This is a genomic window from Flavobacterium pedocola (assembly GCF_053764385.1).
Window position 1 is genome coordinate 362,738 of record NZ_JBSNCR010000004.1, and the last position, 25,804, is coordinate 388,541.

General features: G+C 39.6%; 25 protein-coding genes. 15 read left to right on the forward strand and 10 right to left on the reverse strand.

The annotated features are described in order from the left end of the window. Positions 1 to 3: 3 nt before the first annotated feature. The 7 genes from ACWPKD_RS11590 (at position 4) to ACWPKD_RS11620 (ending at position 3,718) form a co-directional block, all read left to right on the forward strand. Positions 4 to 330 carry a hypothetical protein gene (locus ACWPKD_RS11590; protein WP_455412840.1) on the forward strand — a complete coding sequence of 109 codons (327 nt, stop codon included), beginning with the start codon at positions 4 to 6 and terminating at the stop codon, positions 328 to 330. 82 nt (positions 331 to 412) lie between these two features. Then, complete coding sequence (locus ACWPKD_RS11595) at positions 413 to 1,660, forward strand: competence/damage-inducible protein A (RefSeq protein ID WP_455412841.1); 1,248 nt, start codon at positions 413 to 415, stop codon at positions 1,658 to 1,660. A gap of 79 nt (positions 1,661 to 1,739) precedes the next feature. Beyond that, positions 1,740 to 1,976 carry a 50S ribosomal protein L28 gene (gene rpmB, locus ACWPKD_RS11600; protein WP_026981159.1) on the forward strand — a complete coding sequence of 79 codons (237 nt, stop codon included), beginning with the start codon at positions 1,740 to 1,742 and terminating at the stop codon, positions 1,974 to 1,976. A 27-nt stretch (positions 1,977 to 2,003) separates the two neighbouring features. After that, positions 2,004 to 2,186 (forward strand): 50S ribosomal protein L33, encoded by a 183-nt coding sequence (gene rpmG, locus ACWPKD_RS11605; protein WP_008253902.1) that lies wholly within the window; start codon positions 2,004 to 2,006, stop codon positions 2,184 to 2,186. A 9-nt stretch (positions 2,187 to 2,195) separates the two neighbouring features. Then, positions 2,196 to 2,348 carry a DUF4295 domain-containing protein gene (locus tag ACWPKD_RS11610; protein WP_023570098.1) on the forward strand — a complete coding sequence of 51 codons (153 nt, stop codon included), beginning with the start codon at positions 2,196 to 2,198 and terminating at the stop codon, positions 2,346 to 2,348. A gap of 228 nt (positions 2,349 to 2,576) precedes the next feature. Continuing rightward, the gene (gene ftsY, locus ACWPKD_RS11615) at positions 2,577 to 3,530 is read left to right on the forward strand and encodes a signal recognition particle-docking protein FtsY (RefSeq protein ID WP_455412842.1); all 954 of its coding nucleotides are present in this window, start codon (positions 2,577 to 2,579) and stop codon (positions 3,528 to 3,530) included. A gap of 5 nt (positions 3,531 to 3,535) precedes the next feature. Then, the gene (locus ACWPKD_RS11620; RefSeq protein WP_455412843.1) at positions 3,536 to 3,718 is read left to right on the forward strand and encodes a hypothetical protein; all 183 of its coding nucleotides are present in this window, start codon (positions 3,536 to 3,538) and stop codon (positions 3,716 to 3,718) included. Between the two features lie 10 nt (positions 3,719 to 3,728). Here the strand turns inward: ACWPKD_RS11620 and ACWPKD_RS11625 are convergent, their stop codons facing one another. Next, complete coding sequence (locus ACWPKD_RS11625; protein ID WP_455412844.1) at positions 3,729 to 4,796, reverse strand: serine hydrolase domain-containing protein; 1,068 nt, start codon at positions 4,794 to 4,796, stop codon at positions 3,729 to 3,731. 111 nt (positions 4,797 to 4,907) lie between these two features. Between ACWPKD_RS11625 and ACWPKD_RS11630 the strand changes: the two genes are divergently transcribed. The 4 genes from ACWPKD_RS11630 to ACWPKD_RS11645 all read left to right on the forward strand — a co-directional run bounded on the left by ACWPKD_RS11630 (position 4,908) and on the right by ACWPKD_RS11645 (position 8,752). Beyond that, positions 4,908 to 5,327, forward strand: coding sequence for a lipocalin family protein (locus ACWPKD_RS11630; protein ID WP_455412845.1), 420 nt, complete (start codon positions 4,908 to 4,910; stop codon positions 5,325 to 5,327). Beyond that, on the forward strand, positions 5,327 to 5,623 hold the full coding sequence (locus ACWPKD_RS11635) for a DUF721 domain-containing protein (protein WP_455412846.1): 297 nt from the start codon (positions 5,327 to 5,329) through the stop codon (positions 5,621 to 5,623). The genes ACWPKD_RS11630 and ACWPKD_RS11635 overlap by 1 nt, the downstream gene beginning before the upstream one ends. A 113-nt stretch (positions 5,624 to 5,736) precedes the next feature. Beyond that, entirely contained in the window at positions 5,737 to 8,190 is a 2,454-nt protein-coding gene (locus tag ACWPKD_RS11640; RefSeq protein WP_455412847.1) for a TonB-dependent siderophore receptor, read from the forward strand. 4 nt (positions 8,191 to 8,194) lie between these two features. After that, positions 8,195 to 8,752, forward strand: coding sequence for a PepSY-associated TM helix domain-containing protein (locus tag ACWPKD_RS11645; protein WP_455412848.1), 558 nt, complete (start codon positions 8,195 to 8,197; stop codon positions 8,750 to 8,752). Between the two features lie 298 nt (positions 8,753 to 9,050). Here ACWPKD_RS11645 and ACWPKD_RS11650 read toward each other — a convergent pair whose 3' ends face one another. The 3 genes from ACWPKD_RS11650 to bshC form a co-directional block, all read right to left on the reverse strand. After that, entirely contained in the window at positions 9,051 to 9,470 is a 420-nt protein-coding gene (locus ACWPKD_RS11650) for a nucleoside-diphosphate kinase (RefSeq protein WP_455412849.1), read from the reverse strand. Between the two features lie 68 nt (positions 9,471 to 9,538). Next, complete coding sequence (locus ACWPKD_RS11655; RefSeq protein ID WP_455412850.1) at positions 9,539 to 10,375, reverse strand: formylglycine-generating enzyme family protein; 837 nt, start codon at positions 10,373 to 10,375, stop codon at positions 9,539 to 9,541. A gap of 138 nt (positions 10,376 to 10,513) precedes the next feature. Continuing rightward, positions 10,514 to 12,106 carry a bacillithiol biosynthesis cysteine-adding enzyme BshC gene (gene bshC, locus ACWPKD_RS11660; RefSeq protein WP_455412851.1) on the reverse strand — a complete coding sequence of 531 codons (1,593 nt, stop codon included), beginning with the start codon at positions 12,104 to 12,106 and terminating at the stop codon, positions 10,514 to 10,516. 113 nt (positions 12,107 to 12,219) lie between these two features. On the opposite strand from bshC, the gene ACWPKD_RS11665 reads away from it, so the two are divergent. Both ACWPKD_RS11665 and ACWPKD_RS11670 read left to right on the forward strand, forming a co-directional pair. Next, positions 12,220 to 14,409 carry a B12-binding domain-containing radical SAM protein gene (locus ACWPKD_RS11665; RefSeq protein WP_455412852.1) on the forward strand — a complete coding sequence of 730 codons (2,190 nt, stop codon included), beginning with the start codon at positions 12,220 to 12,222 and terminating at the stop codon, positions 14,407 to 14,409. Positions 14,410 to 14,487: 78 nt separating this feature from the next. After that, positions 14,488 to 16,611: an ATP-binding protein gene (locus ACWPKD_RS11670; protein WP_455412853.1), complete on the forward strand. Its 2,124-nt coding sequence runs from the start codon at positions 14,488 to 14,490 to the stop codon at positions 16,609 to 16,611. A 61-nt stretch (positions 16,612 to 16,672) separates the two neighbouring features. Here ACWPKD_RS11670 and ACWPKD_RS11675 read toward each other — a convergent pair whose 3' ends face one another. From ACWPKD_RS11675 to ACWPKD_RS11685, 3 genes are all read right to left on the reverse strand, one after another. Then, positions 16,673 to 17,218, reverse strand: a complete 546-nt coding sequence (locus ACWPKD_RS11675; protein WP_455412854.1) for a YfbU family protein — start codon at positions 17,216 to 17,218, stop codon at positions 16,673 to 16,675. A gap of 103 nt (positions 17,219 to 17,321) precedes the next feature. Continuing rightward, positions 17,322 to 18,011, reverse strand: coding sequence for a response regulator transcription factor (locus tag ACWPKD_RS11680; protein ID WP_455412855.1), 690 nt, complete (start codon positions 18,009 to 18,011; stop codon positions 17,322 to 17,324). Then, positions 17,998 to 19,269 (reverse strand): sensor histidine kinase, encoded by a 1,272-nt coding sequence (locus ACWPKD_RS11685; RefSeq protein ID WP_455412856.1) that lies wholly within the window; start codon positions 19,267 to 19,269, stop codon positions 17,998 to 18,000. The genes ACWPKD_RS11680 and ACWPKD_RS11685 overlap by 14 nt, the downstream gene beginning before the upstream one ends. A gap of 180 nt (positions 19,270 to 19,449) precedes the next feature. Between ACWPKD_RS11685 and ACWPKD_RS11690 the strand changes: the two genes are divergently transcribed. Further along, positions 19,450 to 19,857, forward strand: coding sequence for a DUF1573 domain-containing protein (locus ACWPKD_RS11690; protein ID WP_455412857.1), 408 nt, complete (start codon positions 19,450 to 19,452; stop codon positions 19,855 to 19,857). Between the two features lie 74 nt (positions 19,858 to 19,931). Here the strand turns inward: ACWPKD_RS11690 and rimO are convergent, their stop codons facing one another. The 3 genes from rimO to ACWPKD_RS11705 form a co-directional block, all read right to left on the reverse strand. After that, the gene (rimO, locus tag ACWPKD_RS11695; protein WP_455412858.1) at positions 19,932 to 21,236 is read right to left on the reverse strand and encodes a 30S ribosomal protein S12 methylthiotransferase RimO; all 1,305 of its coding nucleotides are present in this window, start codon (positions 21,234 to 21,236) and stop codon (positions 19,932 to 19,934) included. Between the two features lie 243 nt (positions 21,237 to 21,479). Continuing rightward, on the reverse strand, positions 21,480 to 23,042 hold the full coding sequence (locus ACWPKD_RS11700) for an OmpP1/FadL family transporter (RefSeq protein ID WP_455412859.1): 1,563 nt from the start codon (positions 23,040 to 23,042) through the stop codon (positions 21,480 to 21,482). A gap of 67 nt (positions 23,043 to 23,109) precedes the next feature. Beyond that, on the reverse strand, positions 23,110 to 24,183 hold the full coding sequence (locus ACWPKD_RS11705) for a hypothetical protein (RefSeq protein ID WP_455412860.1): 1,074 nt from the start codon (positions 24,181 to 24,183) through the stop codon (positions 23,110 to 23,112). 101 nt (positions 24,184 to 24,284) lie between these two features. On the opposite strand from ACWPKD_RS11705, the gene proS reads away from it, so the two are divergent. Next, entirely contained in the window at positions 24,285 to 25,763 is a 1,479-nt protein-coding gene (proS, locus tag ACWPKD_RS11710) for a proline--tRNA ligase (protein WP_455412861.1), read from the forward strand. Positions 25,764 to 25,804 lie beyond the last annotated feature (41 nt).

Genomic DNA, 25,804 nt, shown 5'->3' on the forward strand with positions numbered 1-25,804 from the left:
ACAATGCCTAATACCATTAAAGTAAAATTCGGCAATCATTTTAAAGTAAATGTACCGCGTGAGAATGCCGAAACCTTCGAAGCGGAATTGACTCAAAGAGGAGTAAAATTCTATATAGATTCCAATAAAAGATTGTTGGATGATTTTGTTACCTATTCTATCCTTAAGAAAAGCAGTGCAATTGTTGATTCGGTTTCTGATTCCGACAGTATTGTTTTTGCTGAAACTTCCGAAGAAAATAAGATCTTAAACCGTTATTTGTGTTTGGTGGCCTTGTTTTCAGTCCTTATGATTGTATTGCAGATTGTCGATAAGTTTATAAAGCCCTAAGTTTATTTCTTCTCTCTGACGTAGCTTTTTCTTTGCTTTTGCGAGGTAAGCACCTTATCTTTGGGTTCTATTCCAAAAGAAAATGAAAGCAACCATTGTTACTATTGGCGACGAAATCCTGATCGGGCAAATCGTCGATACTAATTCGGCTTTTATAGCCAAATCTTTAGATAAAATCGGAATTGGTGTTCATGAAATGCTTTCTGTCAGTGACGACAGAGCGCATATACTGGAAACGCTGTCTTCGCTTCAAAATGATTCCGATGTTGTGGTTATTACCGGCGGTTTAGGACCGACCAAAGATGATATTACCAAGAAAACCTTATGTGAATACCTTAACGATGAGTTAGTTACTGATCCGGTTGTCCTGGCGCATGTAACGGAACTTATTGAAGGTTTTTTTAAGCGACCGATTACACAAATCAATAAAGATCAGGCATTGGTGCCATCAAAAAGCCAAGTGTTGTTCAATAAAGTAGGAACGGCTCCGGGGATGTGGATGGAGAAAGAAAATACGGTTTTTATTTCGCTTCCGGGTGTTCCGTTTGAAATGAAATACCTGATAGAAAACGAGGTGATCCCAAGACTGGTTTCAAAATTCAACAGGCCATACATCGTTCATAAAACCATACGTACATACGGAATAGGAGAAAGTCTTCTGGCGGAGCAAATCGAAAGCTGGGAAGATGCGCTGCCGGATTTTATTAAGCTGGCCTATCTGCCGAGTCCGGGACAAGTGAGGTTGCGATTATCCGCACGTGGCACAGATGAAGGATTGCTTTATCTGGAATTGGATAAGCAAGTTGAAAAGCTTCATGAAATTATAGGGGAAGCTATTGTCGGTTTTGATGATGGTGAAACCATAGAAGTGGTTTTAGGGAAGTTGCTTAAAGAAAAAGCCTTAACTTTGTCCACCGCAGAAAGTTGTACGGGAGGAAAAATCGCTGCTACTTTAACGTCGGTTTCCGGTTCGTCCAATTATTTTAGAGGAAGCGTGGTAAGCTATGCGACTGAAACAAAGGTCAATATTTTGGGTGTTTCTCAGGAGCTGATTAATAAACACACGGTGGTAAGTGTGGAAGTTGCTGAAGCCATGGCTTTGGGAGCTCAAAAGTTAATGCAGTCGGATTACGCGTTAGCAACTACCGGAAATGCAGGCCCGAGCAAAGGCGAGGCGGATGCAGAAGTAGGAACGGTGGTGATTGCAATGGCGACACCAAACGGGGTTTATTCGGAAGAATTTAATTTTGGACAGCCTCGCGAAAAAGTCATTGACAGGGCGGTAACAAAGGCGTTGGAAAAAATTTACAAAGAAATTTTAAAAAACTAATCAGAATAGTTTGTGTATTAGGTTTCTTTTTTGTTACTTTGCACCCTGATTTTGAATAACGAATATAAAGATAAGTATAATGTCAAGAGTTTGTGAACTTACAGGTAAGAGAGCAATGGTTGGAAACAATGTGTCTCACGCTATGAACAAAACTAAAAGAAAATTTAGTGTAAACTTAGTTAAGAAACGTTTCTACATTCCTGAAGAAGACAGATGGGTAACTTTAAGAATTTCTACATCTGCATTGAAAACTATTAACAAAAACGGTATTGCTGCAGTTTTGAAAGAAGCTAAAGCTAACGGATTAGTAAAATAATTCGTAACCTAATAATATATATCAAAGATGGCAAAGAAAGGTAATAGAATCCAGGTTATTTTAGAGTGTACAGAGCACAAGACTTCTGGTGTTCCAGGAACTTCTCGTTACATTACTACGAAAAATAAAAAAAATACTCCAGACAGATTAGAGATTAAAAAGTTCAATCCAATTTTGAAGAGAGTAACTGTTCATAAAGAAATTAAATAATAGTAAGTCATGGCAAAGAAAACCGTAGCAACTTTACAGACAGCTTCAAAAAGATTAACTAAGGCTATCAAGATGGTAAAATCACCTAAAACTGGTGCTTATACTTTTGTTGAGTCAGTAATGTCTCCTGAAGAAGTGGATGCTTTCTTAAGCAAGAAATAATTCCATTATACAATTTATAGAAAAGCTACTTTCGTATGGAAGTAGCTTTTTTATTTTTATCTTTGCTGGGATTTGAAGCCAAACGTTTGGGCGTTTTTTACATGCAGTTCCTGCTGTGCGCTTTATCTCTCCACTGCGTTGCGAGGATACCGCTCCCATCAGGGCTAATAAAAACTTTTTGGATTCTTTTACACTTATAATTCATAACTTATAACTTATAATTGAAGAATGAATTTCTTTAAAAAAATATTCTCTTCTGAAAAGAAGGAAACGTTAGATAAAGGTCTTGAGAAATCAAGCACTTCGTTTTTATCCAAACTAACCAAGGCGGTTGCCGGAAAATCCAAGGTAGACGACGATGTATTGGACAATCTGGAAGAAGTTTTAGTATCTTCCGATGTTGGAGTTAATACGACCTTAAAAATCATTGAGCGTATCGAAGCGCGTGTTTCCCGGGACAAATATTTGGGAACCGAGGAACTGAATGCAATCCTTCGTGAAGAAATTGCCGGGCTTTTATCGGAGACCAATTCCGGTGAGGCTACTGAATTTGAAATTCCGGCCAACAAAAAACCTTACGTGATTATGGTGGTAGGGGTAAACGGTGTTGGAAAGACTACTACGATTGGTAAATTGGCACACCAGTTTAAAAAAGCCGGTCTTACTGTGGTTTTGGGTGCAGCCGATACCTTCCGTGCCGCAGCGATCGATCAGTTACAGATTTGGGCCGACCGTGTTCAGGTGCCGATTGTTCGTCAGCAAATGGGAAGTGACCCGGCTTCCGTGGCGTTTGATACTTTGCAATCTGCAGTAGCACAAAACGCCGATGTGGTTATCATTGATACCGCAGGGCGTTTGCACAATAAAGTAGGTTTAATGAACGAATTGACCAAAGTAAAACGTGTCATGCAAAAAGTGGTGGGGGATGCACCTCACGACGTTTTGTTGGTGTTGGACGGTTCCACCGGTCAAAATGCTTTTGAACAAGCCAAGCAATTTACCGCTGCGACAGAAGTTTCCTGTTTAGCGGTTACCAAATTAGATGGTACGGCAAAAGGCGGTGTGGTAATCGGGATTTCCGATCAGTTCCAGATTCCTGTGAAATATATCGGAGTTGGTGAAGGAATTGAAGATTTACAGGTGTTCAACAAGTACGAGTTTGTGGATTCATTCTTCAAATAATAGTTATGGAAAAGATACTTCAGTTTTTTAAATCAAAATCGCCACTGGCTTTTTTAGTGATAGGAGGTTTGTTGATTGTCCTTTCTGTCTTTCTTGAAAGGAAGTTGCCAACGCTTTTCTTAGGCATGCGATTGCTGGCCTTTGGTTGTATCCTTTACGGACTGATTAAATTTTTCAACAGAAAATAAAATAAAGGCGCTATTCGTATAGCGCCTTTATTTTTTGCCAGAGCACTTCGTCAAAATCGGAAAGTGCCATATTGCTTCCGTCCGCCGCATCGCCCATCCGGACAATAACCATTTTCATACTAGGAACCACATAGATCTTTTGGTCGTTTTTCCCTAAAGCACAGTACATGTCATTCGGTGCCGATGGAATTAAACTGCCTGAAAACTGCAATTGTGTTTGCGGTAAATGATAACTTGTTTTTCCATTGAGCCACCATAAATATCCGTAAGCAAGATTGATGCTTTGGGAAGTTGCGGTAGCGTTATTGAAAAACGGTGTGTTTACTATTTGGTTTTCGTTCCATTTTCCTTGATTCAGCGCCAATAGGCCAAAACGCGCCATACTCCTAGTATTGCTCCAATAGACGCTTAAATCACCGTTGGGAATCCACGAGCCATTCATCCCGATTTTATCCCGAAGTTTAACGTTGAAATAACTGCTCCAGCTCTGGCCGGTCGCATTGGCCACTACATCCTGAAGTTTTACATAAACATTGTGGTAAGCCCATCGTGTTCCGGCATCAGCGGTGTATTGCAGGTTTGAAGGGCTTACATTGTCGCCCAGCGCATCATTTAAACCCGAAGTCATGGTCAGTAAATGGCGGCAGGTAATGAGGTTTTCTTTATCCAAAGCGGCACTTGTCCATCCGTTTCCTAAATAATCGGATACTTTGTTGTTGCTGTTGATAAAGCCTTCCTGTTCCGCGATTCCTGTGGTTGTGGCGGTAAGCGTTTTTCCGGCACTGGCCCAATACCAGTTTGAAGTAGCCGAATGTCCGTTAAAGTAATTTTCCATGACTATCCGCCCGTTAACCAAAATGATAAAGCTTTTGCTGTTTTTTAAGACTAAATAATCCAGTAAAGGTTGTGACGCAGCGGCATTCCATCCTAAATCAGCTATGCTTTTGGTTTCCCAGGTATTTCCGCTTAGGGGTGGAAAATACATAGCGTCTGTAGGGGTGGTTTCTTCGGAAGAGCTTTCCTGGCTGCATCCGGCGTATAGAAATCCTAAAAACAGTAAAATAAATATTTTTTTCATCGTAGTCGGTTTCTGGTAAGACACTAAAATTATGAAATAGTTTAATGTGTTTCTTTTTATCGAATTATTTTCAACCTACATTTGTAGAAATCATTCAGAAGTAGAACCGATATGAGAAAAATTGTATTTACCATGCTGTTAGGCTTATTGTTTGTAGGCTGTCGTCAGGAAATTAAAGAGGCTGAATTGTCCAAAATCAATGGGTATTGGGAAATTGAAAAAGCTAAAATGCCGGACGGTTCCAAAAAAGAATACAGTGTAAATACCACAATCGATTATTTTGAAATAAAAGGTAATAAAGGTTTAAGAAAAAAAGTAATGCCGCAACTTGACGGCCGCTATCTAATGAATGATATTTCCGAAACCATTACAATTGAGAACAAGGATGGGAATTTTGTCATGAATTATTCCACTTCTTATGCGAAATGGAAGGAAGAATTACTGGAATTATCCGACGATCATTTGGTGGTTAAAAACGATCAGGATATTGAATATACCTATAAAAGAGCCAAACCTTTTTCTGTGAAATAATGGCAAAGCGTAACAATGAAGAAAGCCCGATTGGGGATGTGTTGAAACAGTTTATTGAGCAAAATAAACTCCAGACGGGCATGGATAAGATTAATGTCGCCGAGGCCTGGAAAAATCTTATGGGTAATGGCGTAAATAATTATACTACGGAAGTTTTGCTTAAAGGAACGACGCTTTATGTAGCCTTATCTTCAGCGGTTTTACGAGAAGAGTTGAGTTACGGTAAAGACAAAATTATCAAGATGCTTAACGATGAATTAAACAAAGAAATTATTAAAGATTTGATTCTTAGATAGTTAATAAAATACTCACTTTTTTATTTTTATTTGTTCTAAATAAACTTGTTTTTTTGACTCGGCTGGATTAGTTTTGCACCAAATTAAAATTAATCTAAATAAGCCTAACCAAAATGAAAAGCCTAACCAAAGTGGTATTTGCAGTTTTATTGTTTGCAGCGCAACTAAATGCTCAGACTACAGCAAGTATTAAAGGAAAAGTTACTTCATCGAGTAAAACCCCAATCGAAAGAGCAAGTGTTACTGCAAAAAACGCTTCTTTTCAAGTGTTAACCAATGCGCAGGGAGAATTCGTTATCACGAATGTAAAACCCGGAAAATATAATTTAGTTGTTTCCCACGTAGGATTTGTAACCGCAAGTTCCCACGTGAATATAAAAGATGAAAATACTACCATAACCGTTGCTGTAGTATTGGAAGAAAGTGCCAACGAGCTTTCAGAAGTAGTTGTTTCAGGAAGTGTCATTAAGAAAACGATGGCCAATGGAAAAAGCGGTATCAAAGTCATGGATTTACCACAAAGTGTTCAAATCATCGACAATAAAGTATTGGAGCAACAGCAAACCATCCGTTTAAGTGATGTTATCAAAAATGTTAACGGAGTTTATGTAGGTTCTGCCCGTGGTGGTGCTCAGGAATCTTTCTGGTCAAGAGGCTATGATATGACTGCGAATAACATGTTTAAAAACGGTTTCCGATACAACGGAGGTTCCATGCCGGAAGTTGCTTCATTGGAGCAGGTAGAGGCTTTAAAAGGAAGTTCGGCTTTATTGTTCGGAAATGTTTCTCCGGGTGGTATCATCAACATGGTAACCAAAACCCCGACATTTACAAAAGGTGGAAGCGTATCGTTCCAAAACGGAAGCTATGCGTACTACAAGCCCATCGTTGATTTTTACGGACCATTGAGCAAAACCATTGCCTACCGTTTCGTAGGATCTTATGAAAATGCTGAAAGTTTCAGAGATGTGGTAACCAGAGAGCGTTTTTATGTTAACCCGTCTTTCCTTTTCAAAATGAATAAGAAAACATCAATCTTATTACAAGGGGATTATTTGAAAGATTATTGGACTCCGGACTTCGGTACCGGGGTTATCGGAAAAGAGTTGGTGGATATCCCAAGAAATACCTATTTAGGAGCAAGATGGTCTAATGGTGTAACCACACAAGCCTCAGTTTCAGCTCAGGTAGCTTATAAAATCAATGATAATTGGAAGTTTAGTGCCAATAGTTCTGTGCAGGATTACAGTCGAAAATCGGAAGGAACAGAGCGTATCGTTGTGGCAGCCAACGGGAACTTTAACCGTCCTTTAGGAAAGAATTACAATACTGAACTGATTGCCGGGCAACAATTTAATTTCCAAGGAGTTTTCAATACCGGAAGCATCAAACATCAATTGTCTACGGGGATGGATACTGATTTCTCCTTTGCACAGGCGTATACGTATGCTTTCAGACCTGTGAATTACGATACAACGACTCCAAATGTTTACAATCCGTCTTCTTATGAAAACGATAACGGAACCCGTGTTGGAAGAAATTCAAAAATCGTAAGGACCGAAGCCACACGTTTCGGGGTTTATGCCCAGGATTTAATTTCGGTTACCGATAAACTTAAAGTGTTAGCAGGACTTCGTTGGTCATGGCAGGAATCCGAAGCGACAAATTATGAAGAAAGAACTCAAACTGTGGGAGGTGTTTTCAGTGTTATCCACGATGCAGCAAATGATCCGGATCCGGTAAAGGACCAGAAGCGACTGGACAGGGCTTTTTCTCCAAAAGGAGGTTTAGTTTACCAACCAACAAAGACACTTACATTGTTTGCCAGTTATGCGAATTCCTTCACACCTAATACCGGTACAGATATTTACGGTAAGACTTTGGAGGCTTCTATTATCGACCAGTACGAAGCTGGTGTTAAGAAAGATTTCTGGAGCGGGATGTTGAGCGCAAATGTTACGGTTTATCAGATTGTAAACAACAATTTTGCCCAAATGGCTCCGTTTTTAGCAGATGGAACACCGAACACTATCGATACCAACAAGAAAATGCTTTCAGGAGAGACAACCAGTAAAGGTGTCGAAGTAGATATCAATGCAAAACCTATTGAAGGGCTGAATATTTTAGTGGGTTACAGTTACAACGACATGCGTTTTACAAGAGTTTTAGGAGAAGGGATACCAGGTAGCTTTGTGAAAGGTGACCGAGTGGCCAGAACGCCTCAGCATACGGCAAACGCAAGTTTCTTCTATACCGTTCCAAACGGGTTTCTTAAAGGGCTTTCTTTCGGAAGTATCGCTAATTATATTGGAGACAGAATCGGAGGTTGGAACAACGATTACATTTTTAATACCACAACCAATCAGGTGGAATTCCGTGACCGTGAAATCCCTGTTGACGGATATGTTACAATTGATGCTTCTGTAGGTTACGAATGGAGACAATTTTCTTTACTTTGCAAACTGTCAAACATTACCAACGAGTTGAACTATTCGGTACACGAAAATTACAGTGTGAATCCGATAGCGCCTCGTCAGTACATGGCTACTTTAAAGTATAAATTCTAAGAAAATGAAAAAAAGAGACAAGACGATCAGAAACATCCACCGTGATTTTGGTTATTTCTACATTGGGTTAATCATTTCCTTTGCTTTTTCCGGTATACTGATGAACCATCGCGATAGCTGGCATGCCGAAAAGTATACGATTGAGACAAAAGCCGTAACCGTACAACTTCCTTCAGATGAAGAGGCCATTACTGAAAAATTTGCTGAGAAGCTGGGGAAGGAATTGGGTATCGAGGACAAATTCCGCCGACACAATGTAAAGAAAGGGGAATTGAAGCTTTCTTATGAGAATACCGATGTGGAAATCGATATCAAAACCGGAAAAGGAGAGATTGTGGCTTTCAAGAAAACACCTGTAATCAGTCAGATGATGAAGCTGCACAAAAATACCTCCAATTGGTGGATTTATTATTCTGATATTTTCGGATTGTCTTTAATTACCATAGCCATCACAGGTGCCATGATGATAAAAGCGGGCAAGAACACCTTCAGACAAAGAGGCTGGAAACTTGCTTTGGCCGGAATACTTTTTCCGATCCTATTTTTACTCCTGTTAGCTTAGGAGAATGAGTTTAGTTTAAATAGAAAAAACCCGATTCGTTTGAATCGGGTTTTTTGTTATGAAAGCGCGACAGGGTGTTGGGTGTTTATTTTCTGTTTGAGCGCTTTATTTGAGTTCGAGGTAATTTCCTATCATGGAGACAAATAAAATGCTGATAACGGTTTTAAATAGTACTTCAGGGTTCTGGGTGAAGTAGTTTTGCTTTACGAATGCTGTATAAAATAAAAAATCCCGATTCGTTTGAACCGGGATTTTTTTATGTGGATTTGTAACGGAATTACAAATAACTTACTTTGTATTAGAACTGCTCTCTTCCTGCGAAATGGAAAGCACCTTCGATAGCTGCATTTTCATCACTGTCAGAACCGTGAACCGCGTTCTCACCGATAGAAGTAGCATATTTTTTACGGATAGTTCCTTCAGCAGCTTCAGCCGGGTTAGTAGCACCGATTAAAGTTCTGAAATCTTCCACGGCATTGTCTTTTTCTAAAATTGCAGAAACGATTGGGCCTCTGGACATGAACTCAACTAATTCACCGTAGAAAGGTCTTTCACTGTGTACAGCATAAAATTTCTGAGCATCAGCTACGGTTAATTGTGTTAATTTCATGGAAACGATTCTGAAACCAGCTTCAGTAATCATATTTAAAATTCCTCCGATGTGTCCTTTTTCAACAGCATCTGGCTTAATCATTGTAAATGTTCTGTTTGTTGCCATTTTTGTATTTTTAATTTTGGCGCAAAAGTACCGCTTTCTTATTGAAAAACAATTGTGTTAACAGAAATTTATTTTGCAACGGTTCTTACCACACGGAAACCGAAAAAGTCATTGGTAGTGTTCGGGTTCCAGTTCAACTGATTGCTTGAAGGCTTTAAATATTCCAATTTGCTGCTGTCCCAAGAACCACCTCTGATACATCTTTTTTCACCTCTGTCCGGTCCTGTAGGGTTTTGTCTTTTTTCAACTTTGTGGAAGATAGGGCTGTAGTAATCGTAGCACCATTCCCAAGCATTTCCGCTCATGTCATAAAGACCAAGCTCGTTAGCTAATTTTGTACCGATTTTTTGCGGAGATTTTCTGCTGTTTTCAGCATACCACGCAATCATTTCGATATCATCACTACCGGCAAATTTGAAGTTTTTGGATTTTTTTCCACCTTTAGCAGCATATTCCCATTCTGCATCGGTTGGTAAACGGTAACCGTTAGCATTGAAGTCACAAACATATTTTCCGCCAACTTTGGTATAAGCAACTTTTAAGCCGTTATTTTTACTAAGCCAGTTGCAAAATTTAATTGCATCGGTCCAGGTAATATTTGTAATCGGGTATTCATCGTTCCAACCCCAGGTCGGTTTTTCCGGCATGTTCAATTTGTTTTCGGTAACATACGCTCTCCAGTCGGCAACGGTTACTTCGAACTTGCTCATTTCGAATGAACTAAGTGTTACGTCGTACGTAACTTTCTTTTTGTTTTTAGCTTCAGTTACAGCTTCTTTAGGGGTCATTTTAAAAGTTCCGCCTTCCACCATAACCATTTCCGGTTTTACGCTGGATAACTGTAGAAAAGAGCATAAAAAAAGTGCCAAAGCACTCAATCCAAACATAACGTAATTCTTTCTCATATAATAAATTTAACTTTTTATTAATTTAATGTTGCGAAAGTAACATTTTTTTGATTCTCAGTTATTTTCTAATGAAAAATGTTAGATGAAATGCTTGAAAATATCGATGAAATACATAAAATTACATCTGAAAATGCATTATTGTAAGTAAATAATGTAAAATTCTGATGAAAAAGGGTCGAGTGATGTTAAGAGTTTTTCTACTAAAGTAGCCCCTGCATCCGAAAAATATTCTGAAAAGTTACTTTTTCGTTCCTGAAGTGATTGATTTGGAAAGAGTTGGTTCTGAATTTCTGTTACGCGTTCCAGTTTTTCCTGATGGATTTTCTTTTCCGCTTTAAGTAATTTTTTTTCCAGATTTTCAAGCCCTTTGATTTGCTTAACTTCCTGAGCTTTAACCGCGCCTGTGAAAGACGGGTCGGTTTGGGTTGCCATCTGGTTTAATTTTTCAAACTGTTGTATTAAAAAGGCTTTTTGCTCAGTAAAATTAAGCTTGTGCATTGAATAATCAGCAGTTTTTCGGTTTAAGAGTTCCGGTTGTTTTGAGAACACATCTGCCCAGGTCAGGTCGAGCGCGTCCATTTTCTTAGCCTGTTTTTCAGAGGCCAGTAAAACGGAGTTACGGAGCATTAACATTGGAAAGGTTACTTTATGTGCATCAAAAGTCGATTTCAGTTGTAGCCAATAAGCAATTTCACCGCCACCTCCGATATAACATAAATTCGGTAAGATGATTTCCTGGTATAAAGGCCGCAGCAAAACATTCGGACTGAATTTTTCCGGATGATTTTCCAGTTCAGTAAACAATTCACTTTCACTGAAAACCCTTGTGGTGTTGTTGATGCGGTACTGGTTATTTTCAAAAACAAGACGTTCCCTTAAATGGTCTTCAATATAAAAAAGGTTGATTTCCCTTGGATTCACCTGAATGGTATAGTCATTCATCTGCTGAATGGCCTCCGTTACTTTTCGGAATGAGGTTTGAGCCGTCAATTCCTCTTTTATATAAGGAACCATCAATTGTTTTAATTCGGCATCATCACCATCCAGAATCACTAAACCTTCCTTTTTAAAGAGCTCGTTCACCAGATATCTGGTGGCGTCTGCTAAATTCTGATGTTCCAAATAGGCTCTTTGAAACAGCCCGCGCAGGTATTCTGCATTATCACCCTGACCTAATTCTTTGGAGAAAACCTCGAAAATTTCGTCCAGGCCTTGAGTGGAAAGTCGTCCAACCGGACCGAAACTGTCACGGTTCCAGTGGATCTTCTTGTTTTTGAAATAGAAATAATTGATTTCCTCAAAATCATGGTCTTCAGTAGCCATCCAGTATACCGGTACAAAATGATTATCAGGGTAAGCTGTTTTTAATTGTCTGGTTAAATTGATGGTGGAGACAATCTTGTAAATAAAATACAAAGGCCCTGTAAACAGATTCAACTGATGTCCGGTTGTAATGGTGAAAGTATTGGACTCGTTTAAAAGGCTGATGTTGTTACGGGTTGCTTCCGATAAAGTGACGGCCTGATTTTGCTCTATTAGTGAAGAAACCAGAATTTTACGGCTTTCCGAAGAAAAACTGTTGGCTTTTTCGGTAAGCTGAAGTTTGAAATTCTCCAGACTCGGAAAACGATGGTATAACGGCTGTACCTGTGGCTCCTGATTCAGATAATCTACAATAAGTTTTGAAAAATATCCGGAATTCTGAAAACTGATACAGTCGGTTGGCATAGTGTTTCTTTGTTTCTGCTAAAATAACAAAAATTAAGGTAAGGAAAATCGGTTTAACACTGCGTTATGAATTTCAATTTTTCGATTTACTTTTGTACTCTAAATATATAGTGTTGAAAAATATCCTCCTAATCACGCCACCTTTTACGCAACTGAATACTCCGTATCCGGCAACCGCTTATTTGAAAGGCTTTCTGAATACGAAAAACATCAGTTCCTTTCAGATGGATTTGGGTATTGAAGTGATACTGGAGTTGTTTTCCAAAGAAGGACTGCAGCAGATTTTTAAGCAGGTTGAGAAAAGTACTTTAGACTTATCGGACAATGCCAAACGAATTTATGCTTTGCAGAACGACTATGTAAAGACCATCGATTCGGTTATAGCTTTTCTGCAGGGAAAGAATCCAACACTGGCAAGACAAATCTGCCTGGACGGGTTTTTACCCGAGGCTTCCCGTTTTGCGCAACTGGACGATATGGATTGGGCCTTTGGTTCGATGGGATTGCAGGACAAAGCCAAGCATTTAGCTACGCTATATTTAGAAGATCTGTCCGATTTTATAGTGGAATGTATCGATGAAAATTTCGGGTTCAGCCGATATGCCGAGCGTTTGGGTAGAAGTGCGAATTCTTTCGATGAATTGTATGCGTATCTGCAATTGGAAACAACTTTTATCGATGCAATTACTTTAAAAATCCTGGAGCAACGATTAAAAGAAGTTCAACCGAAACTGGTTTGTTTTTCGGTTCCTTTTCCGGGCAATTTGTACAGTGCATTTCGTTCGGCACAATTTATTAAAAAGCATTTTCCTGAGATTAAGGTCTCTATGGGAGGCGGTTTTCCGAACACAGAATTACGCGATTTGAAAGATAAACGGGTATTTGAATTCTTCGATTACATCACCTTGGACGATGGTGAATTACCCGTGGAATTGTTGTATGCCCATGTAAATCATCCGGAGCATCATGAGTTTAAAAGAACTTTTCTGGTGGAACACGATCAGGTGGTGTACAGGAGCAATACCCTGCGTCATGATTACAAACAAAATGAAGTGGGAACACCGGATTATACCGATTTGCCATTGGAAAATTATATTTCCGTTATCGAAATAGCCAACCCGATGCACAGTTTGTGGAGCGACGGTCGTTGGAACAAATTAACGATGGCGCACGGTTGTTATTGGGGGAAATGTACGTTTTGTGATATTTCACTGGATTACATCAAAATATACGAACCCATTGCTGCTAAAACTTTGGTGGACCGAATGGAAGAGCTGATTGCACAAACGGGCCACAACGGTTTCCATTTTGTGGATGAAGCGGCACCCCCGGCTTTAATGCGGGAAGTGGCTTTGGAAATTTTACGACGCAATCTTACCGTAACCTGGTGGACCAATATCAGATTTGAAAAAAGTTTTACCGCCGATTTGTGTGTGTTATTGAAAGCTTCCGGTTGTATTGCGGTGTCTGGTGGTTTGGAAGTAGCTTCCGACCGTTTGTTGGAACTGATCAAAAAAGGGGTTACCGTTGAACAGGTTGCCAAAGTAACCCGAAATTTCACCGAAGCCGGTATCATGGTGCATGCGTATTTAATGTACGGTTATCCCACTCAAACTATTCAGGAAACGGTGGACAGTCTGGAAATGGTGCGTCAGATGTTTGAATTGGGGGTTTTGCAGTCCGGGTTCTGGCATCAGTTTGCCATGACGGCACACAGTCCGGTTGGAATGTTCCCGGAAGAATTTGGTGTGATTCCGGAGATGAACGAAATTACTTTTGCCAATAACGATATACAGTTTAAAGACAAAACCGGTATCAATCACGATAAATTCAGTTATGGTTTGAAAAAATCGCTGTTCAATTATATGCACGGGATTTGTTTTGACTATCAACTCCAGGATTGGTTCGATTTTAAAATTCCGAGAACCAAAATAGCTCCTGATTTTATCTACAATTGTCTGCAGGAAGAAAATCATTTCAATATAAAGCCTAATGCAAAAGTGGTTTGGGTAGGAGGAAAGCCCTATACCGATAGTTTCGTCAAAAGCAAAAAAGGCAACAGTTGGGAAATGATCCGGTTTTCTTTTCATGATAAGCGGGAATCTTTTGAAATTACCACGGATAAAGAACAGGGAATCTGGTTAGAAAAAATACTGAATAAACTTTCGGCTCAAAACGATAAAAAATTCACTTTCAATGAAGTGAAAACCGATTATGAAAAGGCCGGTTTGGACGATTTTGAACTGTTCTGGTATTCCAAACCACTGGTCACTTTAAGGGATTTTGGTTTGTTGGTATTGTAAGAAAGGTTTTTTAACGGAATTGTGAGAAAATAAACTTATTTTTTTATAACTTTAAGCTGAAGCTAAATAAAAGATATTATGCTTAAAGTCAATACGTTATCGACCTATTCCAAATCGTTGTTATTGATAACTGTATCAACTGTCTCTTTTGTATTGCTGTTCCTCTCCCTGTATTATTATATCATAAAAGAGGAAAAAGAGGTTCGAAAATCTTCCGTAACCCAGTTTGAAAAGGAAGTAAATTCCCTTTTGGTTTTAAATTCCGAATCCCATATTTCAATCATTTCCGATATTTCGTATTGGGACGAACTTGTCAAGTTTACCAAAAATGAGAATCAGGAATGGTTTCATCAATCCATCGGGAGCACCATTGAAGTGTACAGGGTTGAATATTTAGGGGTTTATAATCTGGATAATAAGCTGATAGGGAATGAGAATCATGGTGGTTTCAAAACAAAAGACATTGTTTCCGAAGCATTTCTGAAAAAATTATACAAATCGAAGTTTCTTAAGTTTTATACGAAAACCCCGGACGGAATCGTTGAAATTTTTGGTGCGACCATTCACCCATCCCATGATCCGCTGAAAACCAAAACAAGGCCTTCAGGGTATTTTATCATGGGACGATTGCTTAATGATACCTATTTGAAAAGCCTTCAGAAGATAAGCGGTTCCGAAGAAGTGCTTTTGGATATTAAAAATACTCCGGTCGAAGAAGCTTCCGGGAATTTATGGGTAACCACAGATTTGAAGGACTGGAACAACGAAACGGTTGCCCAAATCCGTTTTATGCGTCCTTTTACCGTTAGCTTTGCCAATACAAAGACCATTTTAAATATTATTATCGCCGTTTTTTTAATCAATTTGGTTATTACGGTTTTTTACAATAGAAAATGGCTGTATATGCCCTTGCAGCTGATTACAAAAACACTTGAAACCGGAAACAAGAAATCAATTGCGTTGCTCCGGAAAATACCGGGGGAATTCGGCTATATTGGGAACCTCTTTTTCGAAAACAACGCCCAAAAGGTCCAATTGGAAATCGCTAAGGAAAAAGCCGAAGAAAGCAACCGTTTGAAGGCGTCGTTCCTTACCAATCTGTCCCATGAAATCAGGACTCCGATGAATGCCATTGTCGGGTTTACCGATTTGCTGAAAAACAAGGATCTGACCGAGGAGGAGCGCAACGAGTATATTGAAGTGATCGGTCAAAGCGGGGCGAACCTGGTCTCGATTATTGATGATCTTATCGAAATGTCAAGGATTGACTCCAAATTGATTGCCCCGAATTACAGCAGTGTAAACCTTGAAAATTGTGTTCACGAACTTTATAAGTCGATTAAAATTACCATACCTGCTGAGAAATCCATAGATTTTAAATTGACGGAATGCACGTTGCCTTTAACGCAAAACATCATTACCGATGAGATTAAGCTCAAGCAAATTATTATAAACCTGATTACCAACGCTATTAAGTTCACCGATGACGGCTTTGTAAGTTTTGGGTATTGTCTCAATAAAGAGGCGAAAAGTATAGAATTCAAAATCGAAGATACCGGTTTGGGAATCGATGAAAAACACCACGGAATTATTTTCGACCGCTTTAAACGGGTGGAAGGTGATTATTCCATTAAAGTAGGCGGGCTAGGACTTGGACTGTCGATTTCTAAAGCTTATGTGGAAATGTTGGGTGGCGAAATAGAGCTTGTAAAATCAAAATTGGGAAAAGGATCTATCTTCAGGTTTACGATACCGTATAAACCGGATGAGTCCCAAAATAAAGAAGTTAAAATTAAAGAAACCGTTGAACTGGACGATAGTGACGGAAACGAAACCATATTGGTGGCGGAAGACGACAATATTAATTTTTTGCTCTTAGAGAAGATTATGAAATTGAAACATTATAAAATCATTCGGGCGAAAAATGGGGAAGAAGCTATTCTTATGGCTAATACCAATAAAAAAATCGATTTGATTCTTATGGATATCAAAATGCCGGTGATGAGTGGTTATGATGCCACGCTGGTTATTCGGGAAACCGATAAAGGTATTCCAATTATTGCTCAGACGGCCTACTCAACCCTGGAAGAAGTAAACGATATCATGAAAGCGGGTTTTACGGATTATATTTCCAAACCCATCAATAAAGAATATCTTTTTGAACTGCTGAGAAAGCACCTGTTTAAAAAAGAAAAAAAGTGAACCTTAATGCACTAAGGAACACCTTTTTCAACTACGTATCTATAAAAAATGTGTGTGTGGTTTATGTAGCAATTGAAATCACTTTTTTAGCAGCGCTTAAAAGATCAATCATGTATTTTAAATCATCTTTGCTAAGATCATATTGGTCGTTTTCCAGTAAATCGTATTGGTATTCAAGTAGCTTTCTGTATTTGGATAACGAAAAACGGTCTCTTGAATCCAGGTACATTCCGCGGTGCTCACGCCATAAATTCATTTTGTCAATCATGAAATTCATATAGTGGTAGTGCGGATCGCGATTGGCATCAAATCCCACGAAGGCTAATTTTTCAAGATCAAGTTCTGCTTTTTCTTTTGCCGACATGGATTTGATCGTAGAATTGATGCGACGGTACATGTGCAGGATCTGAGTAGTCTCTTCACATATTTCCAACGGAATCTCTTCTGTATTTACATCAAAAATTTCAAAATACTGTTCCGTATATCCGTTCTCCAATATCTCGATTTTAATTTCATACTCCTGGCTGTCGCTTTCCATTTTAGAAAGAATGCGAAACTGGTTGACTAAAATCTGTCTCTCCACAATTGATAAACTTTCCGGTATCATGTTTTTGGCTTTTGTGTTGTACACTACAATATTAGATAAACCTAAAAAAGTTTTATTGTGGTTTTTCCTCAACAAATGTTAAAAGGGTGAAAGGTGTTGTAAATTAACCAGTTGAGGAGAATTTAAATCCGATGCCGTGGAGGTTTTCAATGGAGATGCCTTCCTCGTTTATAAGGATTTTTCGCAGCCTGGAAATAAACACGTCAAGGCTTCTTCCCATGAAGTAATCGTCGTTGCCCCAAAGCGCTTTTAAAATCTGTTCGCGTTTAAGGACTTCGTTTTTGTTGTCAAGAAATAATTTCAGTAATTCCGCTTCGCGTTGGGTTAAGCTTATTTTTTCGTTTTCGTTGAAAATCAAGTAGTTTTTAGCATCAAAACTGTATTTGCCAACGTTGTACAGTGACTTTTCTTCAGTCTTGTTTTTTTGCGACCGCTTAAGGAAAATTTCGATCTTCAATACCAATTCTTCAATGCTGAAAGGCTTTACCAGATAATCGTCGGCGCCCAAGCGTAATCCTTTGATCCTGTCTTCTTTAAGGGTTTTGGCCGAAAGAAAAATAATCGGGATATCAGAATTGATTTTGCGTATTTCCGTAGCCAGTTCAAAACCGTCCATCTTTGGCAGCATGATGTCCAAAATGCAAATATCAAAAGCTTCTTTTTTAAACGCTTCCAGGCATTTGCTACCGTTGTTACAATGCGTAACCGAATACTGGTGCTGTTCCAGATTGTCCTTCGTTAGAAAGGCCAGCGTTTCATCGTCTTCGGCATAAAGGATTTTAAATACGCTCATTGTCGTTTGGTATTAAGATTGAAATGGTAAGGCCTTGGCTGTTGTTGTTTTTTGCACTGATTTTCCATTTGTGGAGCGTGCAGATTTTCTTTACATAGTATAAGCCCAGTCCAAAACCGGTAACTTCATTGCTTTTACTGTTCGGAATGCGGTAAAATTTGTCAAAAATATACGCCAGTTTCTTAGTTGGAATGCCTAAACCGTTGTCGGTGAAATCCATGCGCAGGAGTTTGGCTTCCTTGGATAAACGAATGCTGATCTGTGGTTTGGTTTCGCAGTATTTTATCGAATTGTCAATCAGGTTGTAAACAAGATTGGAGAAATGGAATTCATCGGCTGTAATCGTGTAATCGTGGTCTGCAGCAACGATTTTTATATCCGCTTCCGGATGTTTGAGCTGAATGTTCTCGATAACCTTTTCAAGCACCTGTTGCACGGAAATCTCCTCATGGTTGAGCTGCATCGGGCCATTGTCGGATTTGGCGATATTCAATATTTTTTCGATGTGATGGTTCAGTTTATTGCCTTGGTTTACAATGATGTCGGCATATTTTTCAAGCTTTTCATCGGATTTCACTAATTCGTGTTTGCTTAAATAATTAGAAGCGATAAGAATAGAAGACAACGGCGTTTTGAACTCATGCGTCATATTGTTGATGAAGTCCCGTTGCAGTTCCGAATATTTTTTCTGCTGTAAAAGGGTGAAAATTGAATACACATATACCAGTAAAACAACAATCATGGCAAGGGAAAGGACGAACCAGAACTTAAGCGAACTGAACAGGTAGCTTTTTTCGTTAGGAAAACGGACGGCAAAATAATACACCAGGTTTTTATGTTTCGGGAAATGCACCGTCTGCTTTGATTTCGATTTATCCGAAAACGAAATGTAATTGCCGTACACCATTTCATCGCTATGGCAATTGTACATGGCGTATTCGAAATCGGTGGAGATGTTTACTTTTTCAAACTCGGTTTTCAGATAATATTCCAGAATGTCCGGTTCGAAATCGTTGTCGACATTCACAATGTAGTAATCGTTGGAAACTTTCTGTACCGGATAGTCGGAAGGAAGTTCGTTGTTCAGCCCTTCATACAGTTTTTTTACTACTTCAAGCAAAGCGATATGTGCCTTCTGGCTGAATTTTTTCTCTTCCAGTTTAAAGGCTTCCTGCGTCCAGAGCAATTGTAACACCAAGATGCCGATAATGGCAATCAGTCCTAAAACAATGCTGATATTTAGTTTGGTTATTCTCAAGGGAACTGTAAATATGATACTGTAATATTAGTCAAAATTTAGATGCAATACTGCTGTTAACAAGTCATTAACAAACATTTGAAACCGGTTAACAGCTAGGAAAACAACATAGCACTACTTTTGAAATGTAGAATGCAAAGAACCAATACTAAATTATTCAACCAAAAAAAGTAAAAAATTATGAAAAAAGCAGTAATCGTTTCAATGTTGGCATTATCACTGGGATTAATGTCGTTTTCGGTAAATCCGAAACAAAATGAGCCTGTTAAAAAAGAAGTTGCAGGTTCCGTAATCAGCTGGAAGAGTGAGGCTGTCGATGTAGGGGAAATTCCTCAAGGGACTCCAAAAGTAATTGAATTTGAGTTCAAGAACACCGGTAAAGCACCAGTAATCATTACTAATGTAAGACCATCTTGTGGTTGTACCGCTTCGGAGTACACCAAAGAGCCGATCGCACCTGGAAAAACAGGAATAATCAAAGCTACGTTTAACGCAGCGGTTAAAGGGGCTTTCAATAAAACGGTTACGGTAACCACTAATGCGGAAGAAACCCCTAAAACGTTAACGTTTAAAGGTATAGTTAAGTAATAAAGGTTAGTTGAAAAAAAGAAAACTCCATTTAGCGATAAATGGAGTTTTTTATTTTTAAGGAAAGTCTTCAATTAAGCTTGCGGCTCTCCGTAAAGATCAAATTCAGTGGCATCTGTAATGGTTACATTTACAAAATCACCGGTTTTTAAATAATATTTCGCGGCATCGATCAATACTTCATTGTCTACGTCCGGGCTGTCGAATTCGGTTCTTCCGATAAAATACTGCCCTTCTTTTCTGTCGATGATACATTTGAAGGTTTTACCGATTTTCTCCTGATTCAGATCCCAGGAAATCTGTGCCTGAATGTCCATGATTTCAGCAGCACGTGCCTGTTTTACTTCGTCCGGAACATCATCCGTTAAATTGAAAGCATGCGTGTTTTCTTCGTGAGAATAGGTGAAACAACCCAAACGCTCGAATTTCATTTCTTCCACCCAGTTTTTAAGGATCTGGAAATCTTCTTCCGTCTCACCGGGATATCCAACAATTAAAGTTGTACGGATTGCCATTTCCGGAACCGCAGCACGGAATTCTTTCAGCAACTTGGTCGTTTTCTCATAGGTCGTTCCACGGCGCATTGATTTCAATACATTGTCGGCAATGTGCTGTAACGGAATATCGATATAATTACAGATTTTCGGTTCGCGTTTCATCAAATCCAGAACTTCCATCGGGAAACCGGTAGGGAAGGCGTAATGCAAACGGATCCATTCGATACCTTCCACTTTTACCAAAGCTTCCAGTAATTCGGCAAGATTGCGTTTTTTGTATAAATCCAAACCGTAATAGGTCAAATCCTGTGCAATTAATATTAATTCTTTAACGCCGTTTTTAGCTAATTTTTCGGCTTCGATTACCAAGTTTTCAATAGGAGTTGAAACGTGTTTTCCTCGCATCAAAGGAATCGCACAGAAACTGCACGGACGGTCACATCCTTCTGAAATTTTTAAATACGCGTAGTTTTTAGGCGTGGTCGTCAAACGCTCGCCAATCAGTTCGTGTTTGTAATCGGCTCCTAACGCTTTTAATAATAAAGGCAATTCGGTAGTTCCGAAATACTGGTCCACGTTCGGGATTTCTTTTTCTAAGTCCGGACGGTAACGCTCGCTCAAACAGCCGGTTACGAAAACTTTGTCCACCAAGCCCTGCTCTTTTTTATCGGCATATTCCAAAATCGTATTTACCGATTCTTCTTTGGCATTGTCGATAAATCCGCAAGTGTTAATCACTACGATATTCCCTTCCTGCTCGTGTACAACCTCTTTGCCATTGGCTTTCAGTTGTCCCATCAATACTTCACTATCGTAGGTGTTTTTAGAACATCCTAAAGTGATAACGTTAATTTTATTTTTCTTTAACGACTTGGTTCTCATATATTTACGAAACTTATTTTAAGAAAGTGCGCAAAATTACGCTTTTTATATTTAGGAGCACCATCGTTTAGGATTTTTTTAAAGGTTCGGTCCCGCCATCCGTTTTATTTTTATACCTGACAGGTTTTTAAAAACCTGTCAGGTATAAAAGATACCACTGCTGTCGGGGCTGGGGAACGCTTTTGGGAATAAAAAAAGCCACTCCGTAAGAAGCAGCTTTTTTTAATTATAACGTGTTGAATTTTAGAAATCCATGGTATAGGAAATCAAAATGTTGTTGTTTTTGGTGTTTATTTTAGCTGCATCGGTCATTCCTGACGATACAAACTGCATTTCCGAATCACGTTTTGAGAACGAATACGCCAAATCCAAACGCGAACCGATAAAGTTGTAACCCAAACCGGCTGTAAACCCTGTTAAATCACCAATGGTTTTCCCGTTTTTGTATGGGCTTTCCTCATAACGGTAACCGGCACGTAAACTGGCCTGTTTGATTTTGTATTCCGCTCCGATACGGAATTCGCTGGCCATGGTAAGTGCATCGGCCATTTCAGCGTTTAATTCTCTGTACATTGTCTCTCTTTTTGGACGGAATTGCGTGTTGCTGTAATCTTTAATGGCATAATCAAAACTGATAAGTCCTTTTTTACCAAACACATAAGCTAAGCTACCGGTAAATTTTCCGGGTGTCTGGATTTTGTACGGAGCGTAAATATTAGTAATATCCGGTGATACAAAAGTAGTTTCTGTGTTGACGCCGTCATCCGTTCTGGAACTGATCAGTTGCTGTGTCAGTTCGTCGTTTAAACGATACCAGGTTGGGGACTCATAGGCTAGACCACCTCTGAAGGATTCGGAAAATTTAGCAATTACACCCAAATTAAAAGAGAATCCGCCACCATACGTATACAGTTCGTTGTCAAATTGAATTTCCTGAACACCTAAGGCCGGATTATTACCGTTGCGTTCGTAAACCGATGAAGTTTTGCGGATATCGGTAAAATGAGCATTTAAATTAAGTCCGAAATATAACTTATCCTGATATTGTGTGGCTACGTTAGCAGTGATTTTTCCGTTATAACCAGTGGTTACGACGCTGTTCTGCTGGTAAAAGCTGCCGCCTGGGATGTAAGACTCGTAAAAAGGAGCAACGTCCGGATCTGGTGCGGTTCCGTCGTTATAGTTATAAAGGTAAGCCTGATAGCCTAAAAAAGCCTGTTGCGCCTCAAATCCGTTTGAGAGACCGGCTAAATAATCGTAAAGGTCGGTAATGGATTCTCCCGGTTGTGTTTCCATTAGGTCTTGCGGGAAAATGTTTCCGTTATTTCCTGTATTGGCAAAATTCAAAAAGTAGTTTCCAATCGAAGTGGTTGGGTTGGTTCCTCTTGAAAAATAGCTGTTGTTGAAATTGTTGTTAAGTTCAAAGTTGAATGCTATGGCAATTTTTTTCCAGTCGCTTTTACCGTTGTCGTTAAAAACAAAAACAGCTCCTAATTGGCTGATGTCCAATGTGCTGTCCGAATCAGAAGAAGAGGTCCCGAAATAATTGGAATTGTTCTTACTGTTAAAAATGCCAAGCGTTCCGGTGGCTGAATTGTGGTTGAAAACAGCTGAACCGGCCGGATTTACGTTAATGGCTGATAAATCGCCGCCAACAGCTCCGAAAGCGCCACTCATTGCCCGGAAGCGGGCTGTTCCGTTTAAGTCCGTAACCGCAAGGCGCAAGGCGTCTGATGCCGTGGTTTGCTGGGCAAAGGCATTAAAACCGGAAACTAGTATAAATACTGAAAGTAGATATTTTTTCATGTGTTTGTTTTTTCAATTGAACAAAAAAATCCCAAGTCTAACTACTCAGACTTGGGAAAATTGTATGTTATCTTCTGCCACCGCCGCCGCCTGAACGACCGCCACCGTAACTTCCGCCTCCTGAAGAGCCTGAACTTCTCGGGCTAGAATAACCTCCAGAGCTAGGAGCGCTGTAACTTCTTGGTGAAGAACTGCTTCTTGGTTCGCTGTAGCTTCTTGGAGAGGTGCTTCTAGGTTCGCTGTAATTTCTTGGTTGAGGTGCAACATTTCCTTCGCTTCCTCTTGGATTTACGATAGTGTTTTGTCTTGGGTTGCCATTCCCTTCACCTCTTGGGTTTGAAAAGGTAGGTCTTGGGTTTGAAGCATTGCTTCTCGGATTGGTAAAATTGCTTCTCGGATTTACGAAATTATTACTTCTTGGTGAAGCGTAATTGCCTCTTGGAGTTGCATTTGTTCTTACGCCCGGAGAATAACCTCTAGGGTTTCCGGATCTGTAATCATTGTGCGGTCTGCCGCCTCTTGGCCCGTAATTATAGGCGTAATTGTTGTAATAATGATGGTGGTGGTGACCATAATAGCCATAATAAGGATAACCCCATCCGCCACCGTAATAAGGATAGCCCCATCCGCCGCCGTAGTAAGGATAGCCCCATCCGAAGCCTATATTCCAGTAGCTTCCGTAATAGGAATTCCATCCCCAGCCCCAGTTCCATCCGGGTGAATACCAGGAGTTCCAGCCCCATCCGCCGTTCCAGCCCCAGTAATCATTAGTGTAATAATTTATGGTAACATTATCGGAATTGTCCCCCCAGCCGGCATAACTTTGTCTTGCCTGCGTTGGTTGAATCGAATCGTTTTGTGAAGAATAATTATCAACATCGGTAAAAACTGCATCACCCGCATCCGGATATTCGTTTCTCTGAGCGCCGAAATATTCTTTATACTTGTTCGCTTGAGCGACATTTTCTTCGCTGTACTTGTTTTGGACTTCGTTACGAGGTCGATCGGAATTGCCATAAACACCATCGTTGTCGTAATACGACGAATTCTGATAGGAACCGCAAGAAGTAGCCAAAAGTCCTACTAATCCAAATAGTGTGTAAATGGATGCTTTTCGGCTGGATAGGTAATAAGTTTTCATATCGCTGGTTTTTTTATTGTTGGACATAACAAAAATAACTAGTTTTGTCGAACTATTGTATCAAAGATAAGTTAAACAATATTTGTGCCAAAGTTTTAAAAATGAGCAAGAACTTAACAAAAAGAGCAGAAGATTATTCCAAATGGTATAATGAACTGGTCGTGAAAGCAGATTTAGCAGAGAATTCAGGAGTAAGAGGATGTATGGTGATTAAACCGTACGGCTATGCTATCTGGGAAAAAATGCAGAAAGAATTAGACCGAATGTTTAAAGAAACAGGTCATAGCAACGCATATTTTCCGCTATTTGTGCCCAAAAGTATGTTCGAAGCTGAGGAAAAAAACGCGGAAGGATTTGCAAAAGAATGTGCAATCGTTACCCATTATCGATTAAAAACCGATGAAGAAAATAAAGGGAAACTAATTGTTGATCCGAATGCAAAATTAGAAGAAGAATTAATCGTGCGTCCAACCAGTGAGGCGATCATTTGGTCCACTTACAAAGGATGGGTGCAATCCTATAGAGATTTACCGTTGTTAATCAATCAATGGGCGAACGTTGTGCGTTGGGAAATGCGTACGCGTTTGTTTTTGCGTACCGCGGAATTTTTGTGGCAGGAAGGGCATACCGCTCACGCTACTAAGCAAGAGGCAATTGAGGAATCGGTACAAATGATGGATGTGTATGCAGATTTTGCTCAAAACTTCATGGCGATTCCGGTCGTAAAAGGAGTGAAAACCGAAACCGAGCGTTTTGCCGGAGCAGAAGAAACGTATTGTATTGAAGCATTAATGCAGGACGGAAAAGCGCTACAGGCTGGGACTTCACACTTTTTGGGGCAAAATTTCGCCAAAGCTTTTGATGTAAAATTTGCCAACAAAGAAGGGAAGCAGGAACATGTTTGGGGAACGTCTTGGGGAGTTTCCACGCGTTTGATGGGAGCTTTGGTGATGACGCATTCCGATGATAACGGTTTGGTATTGCCTCCGAATTTAGCGCCGATCCAGGTGGTAATTGTTCCAATTCACAGAACGGATGAGCAATTAGAGGCGATTTCCGCTCAGGTAAACGAATTGATGAATGATTTGCGCAAAGCCGGTATTTCGGTTAAATTTGATGACAGGGACACGCAAAAACCAGGATTTAAATTTGCGGAATGGGAATTGAAAGGTGTTCCGGTTCGTTTGGCAATCGGTCCGAACGATTTGGAGAACGGAACCTATGAAGTGGCCCGTCGTGATACGTTAACAAAAGAAACGGTTTCCAAAGAAGGAATTGTGGGTTATATTCAGAATTTATTAGAGCAAATCCAAAGCGATTTGTTTGGTAAGGCTCTGGATTACAGAAATTCACATATTACGGAAGTAAATTCGTTCGAAGAGTTCAAGGAATTATTGGAGACCAAAGGAGGTTTCTTGGCAGCCCATTGGGATGGTACTCCAGAGACCGAAGAAAAGATAAAAGAACTTACAAAAGCAACCATTCGCTGCATTGCTTTAGACAGGAAAGAAGAGGCGGGAAGCTGCATTTTTACAGGTAAACCATCCTCAGGCAGAGTGCTTTTTGCTAAGGCATATTAAAAAATTAGTTTTTTTTTAAAAGGAGGCTTGCAGGAATAAAA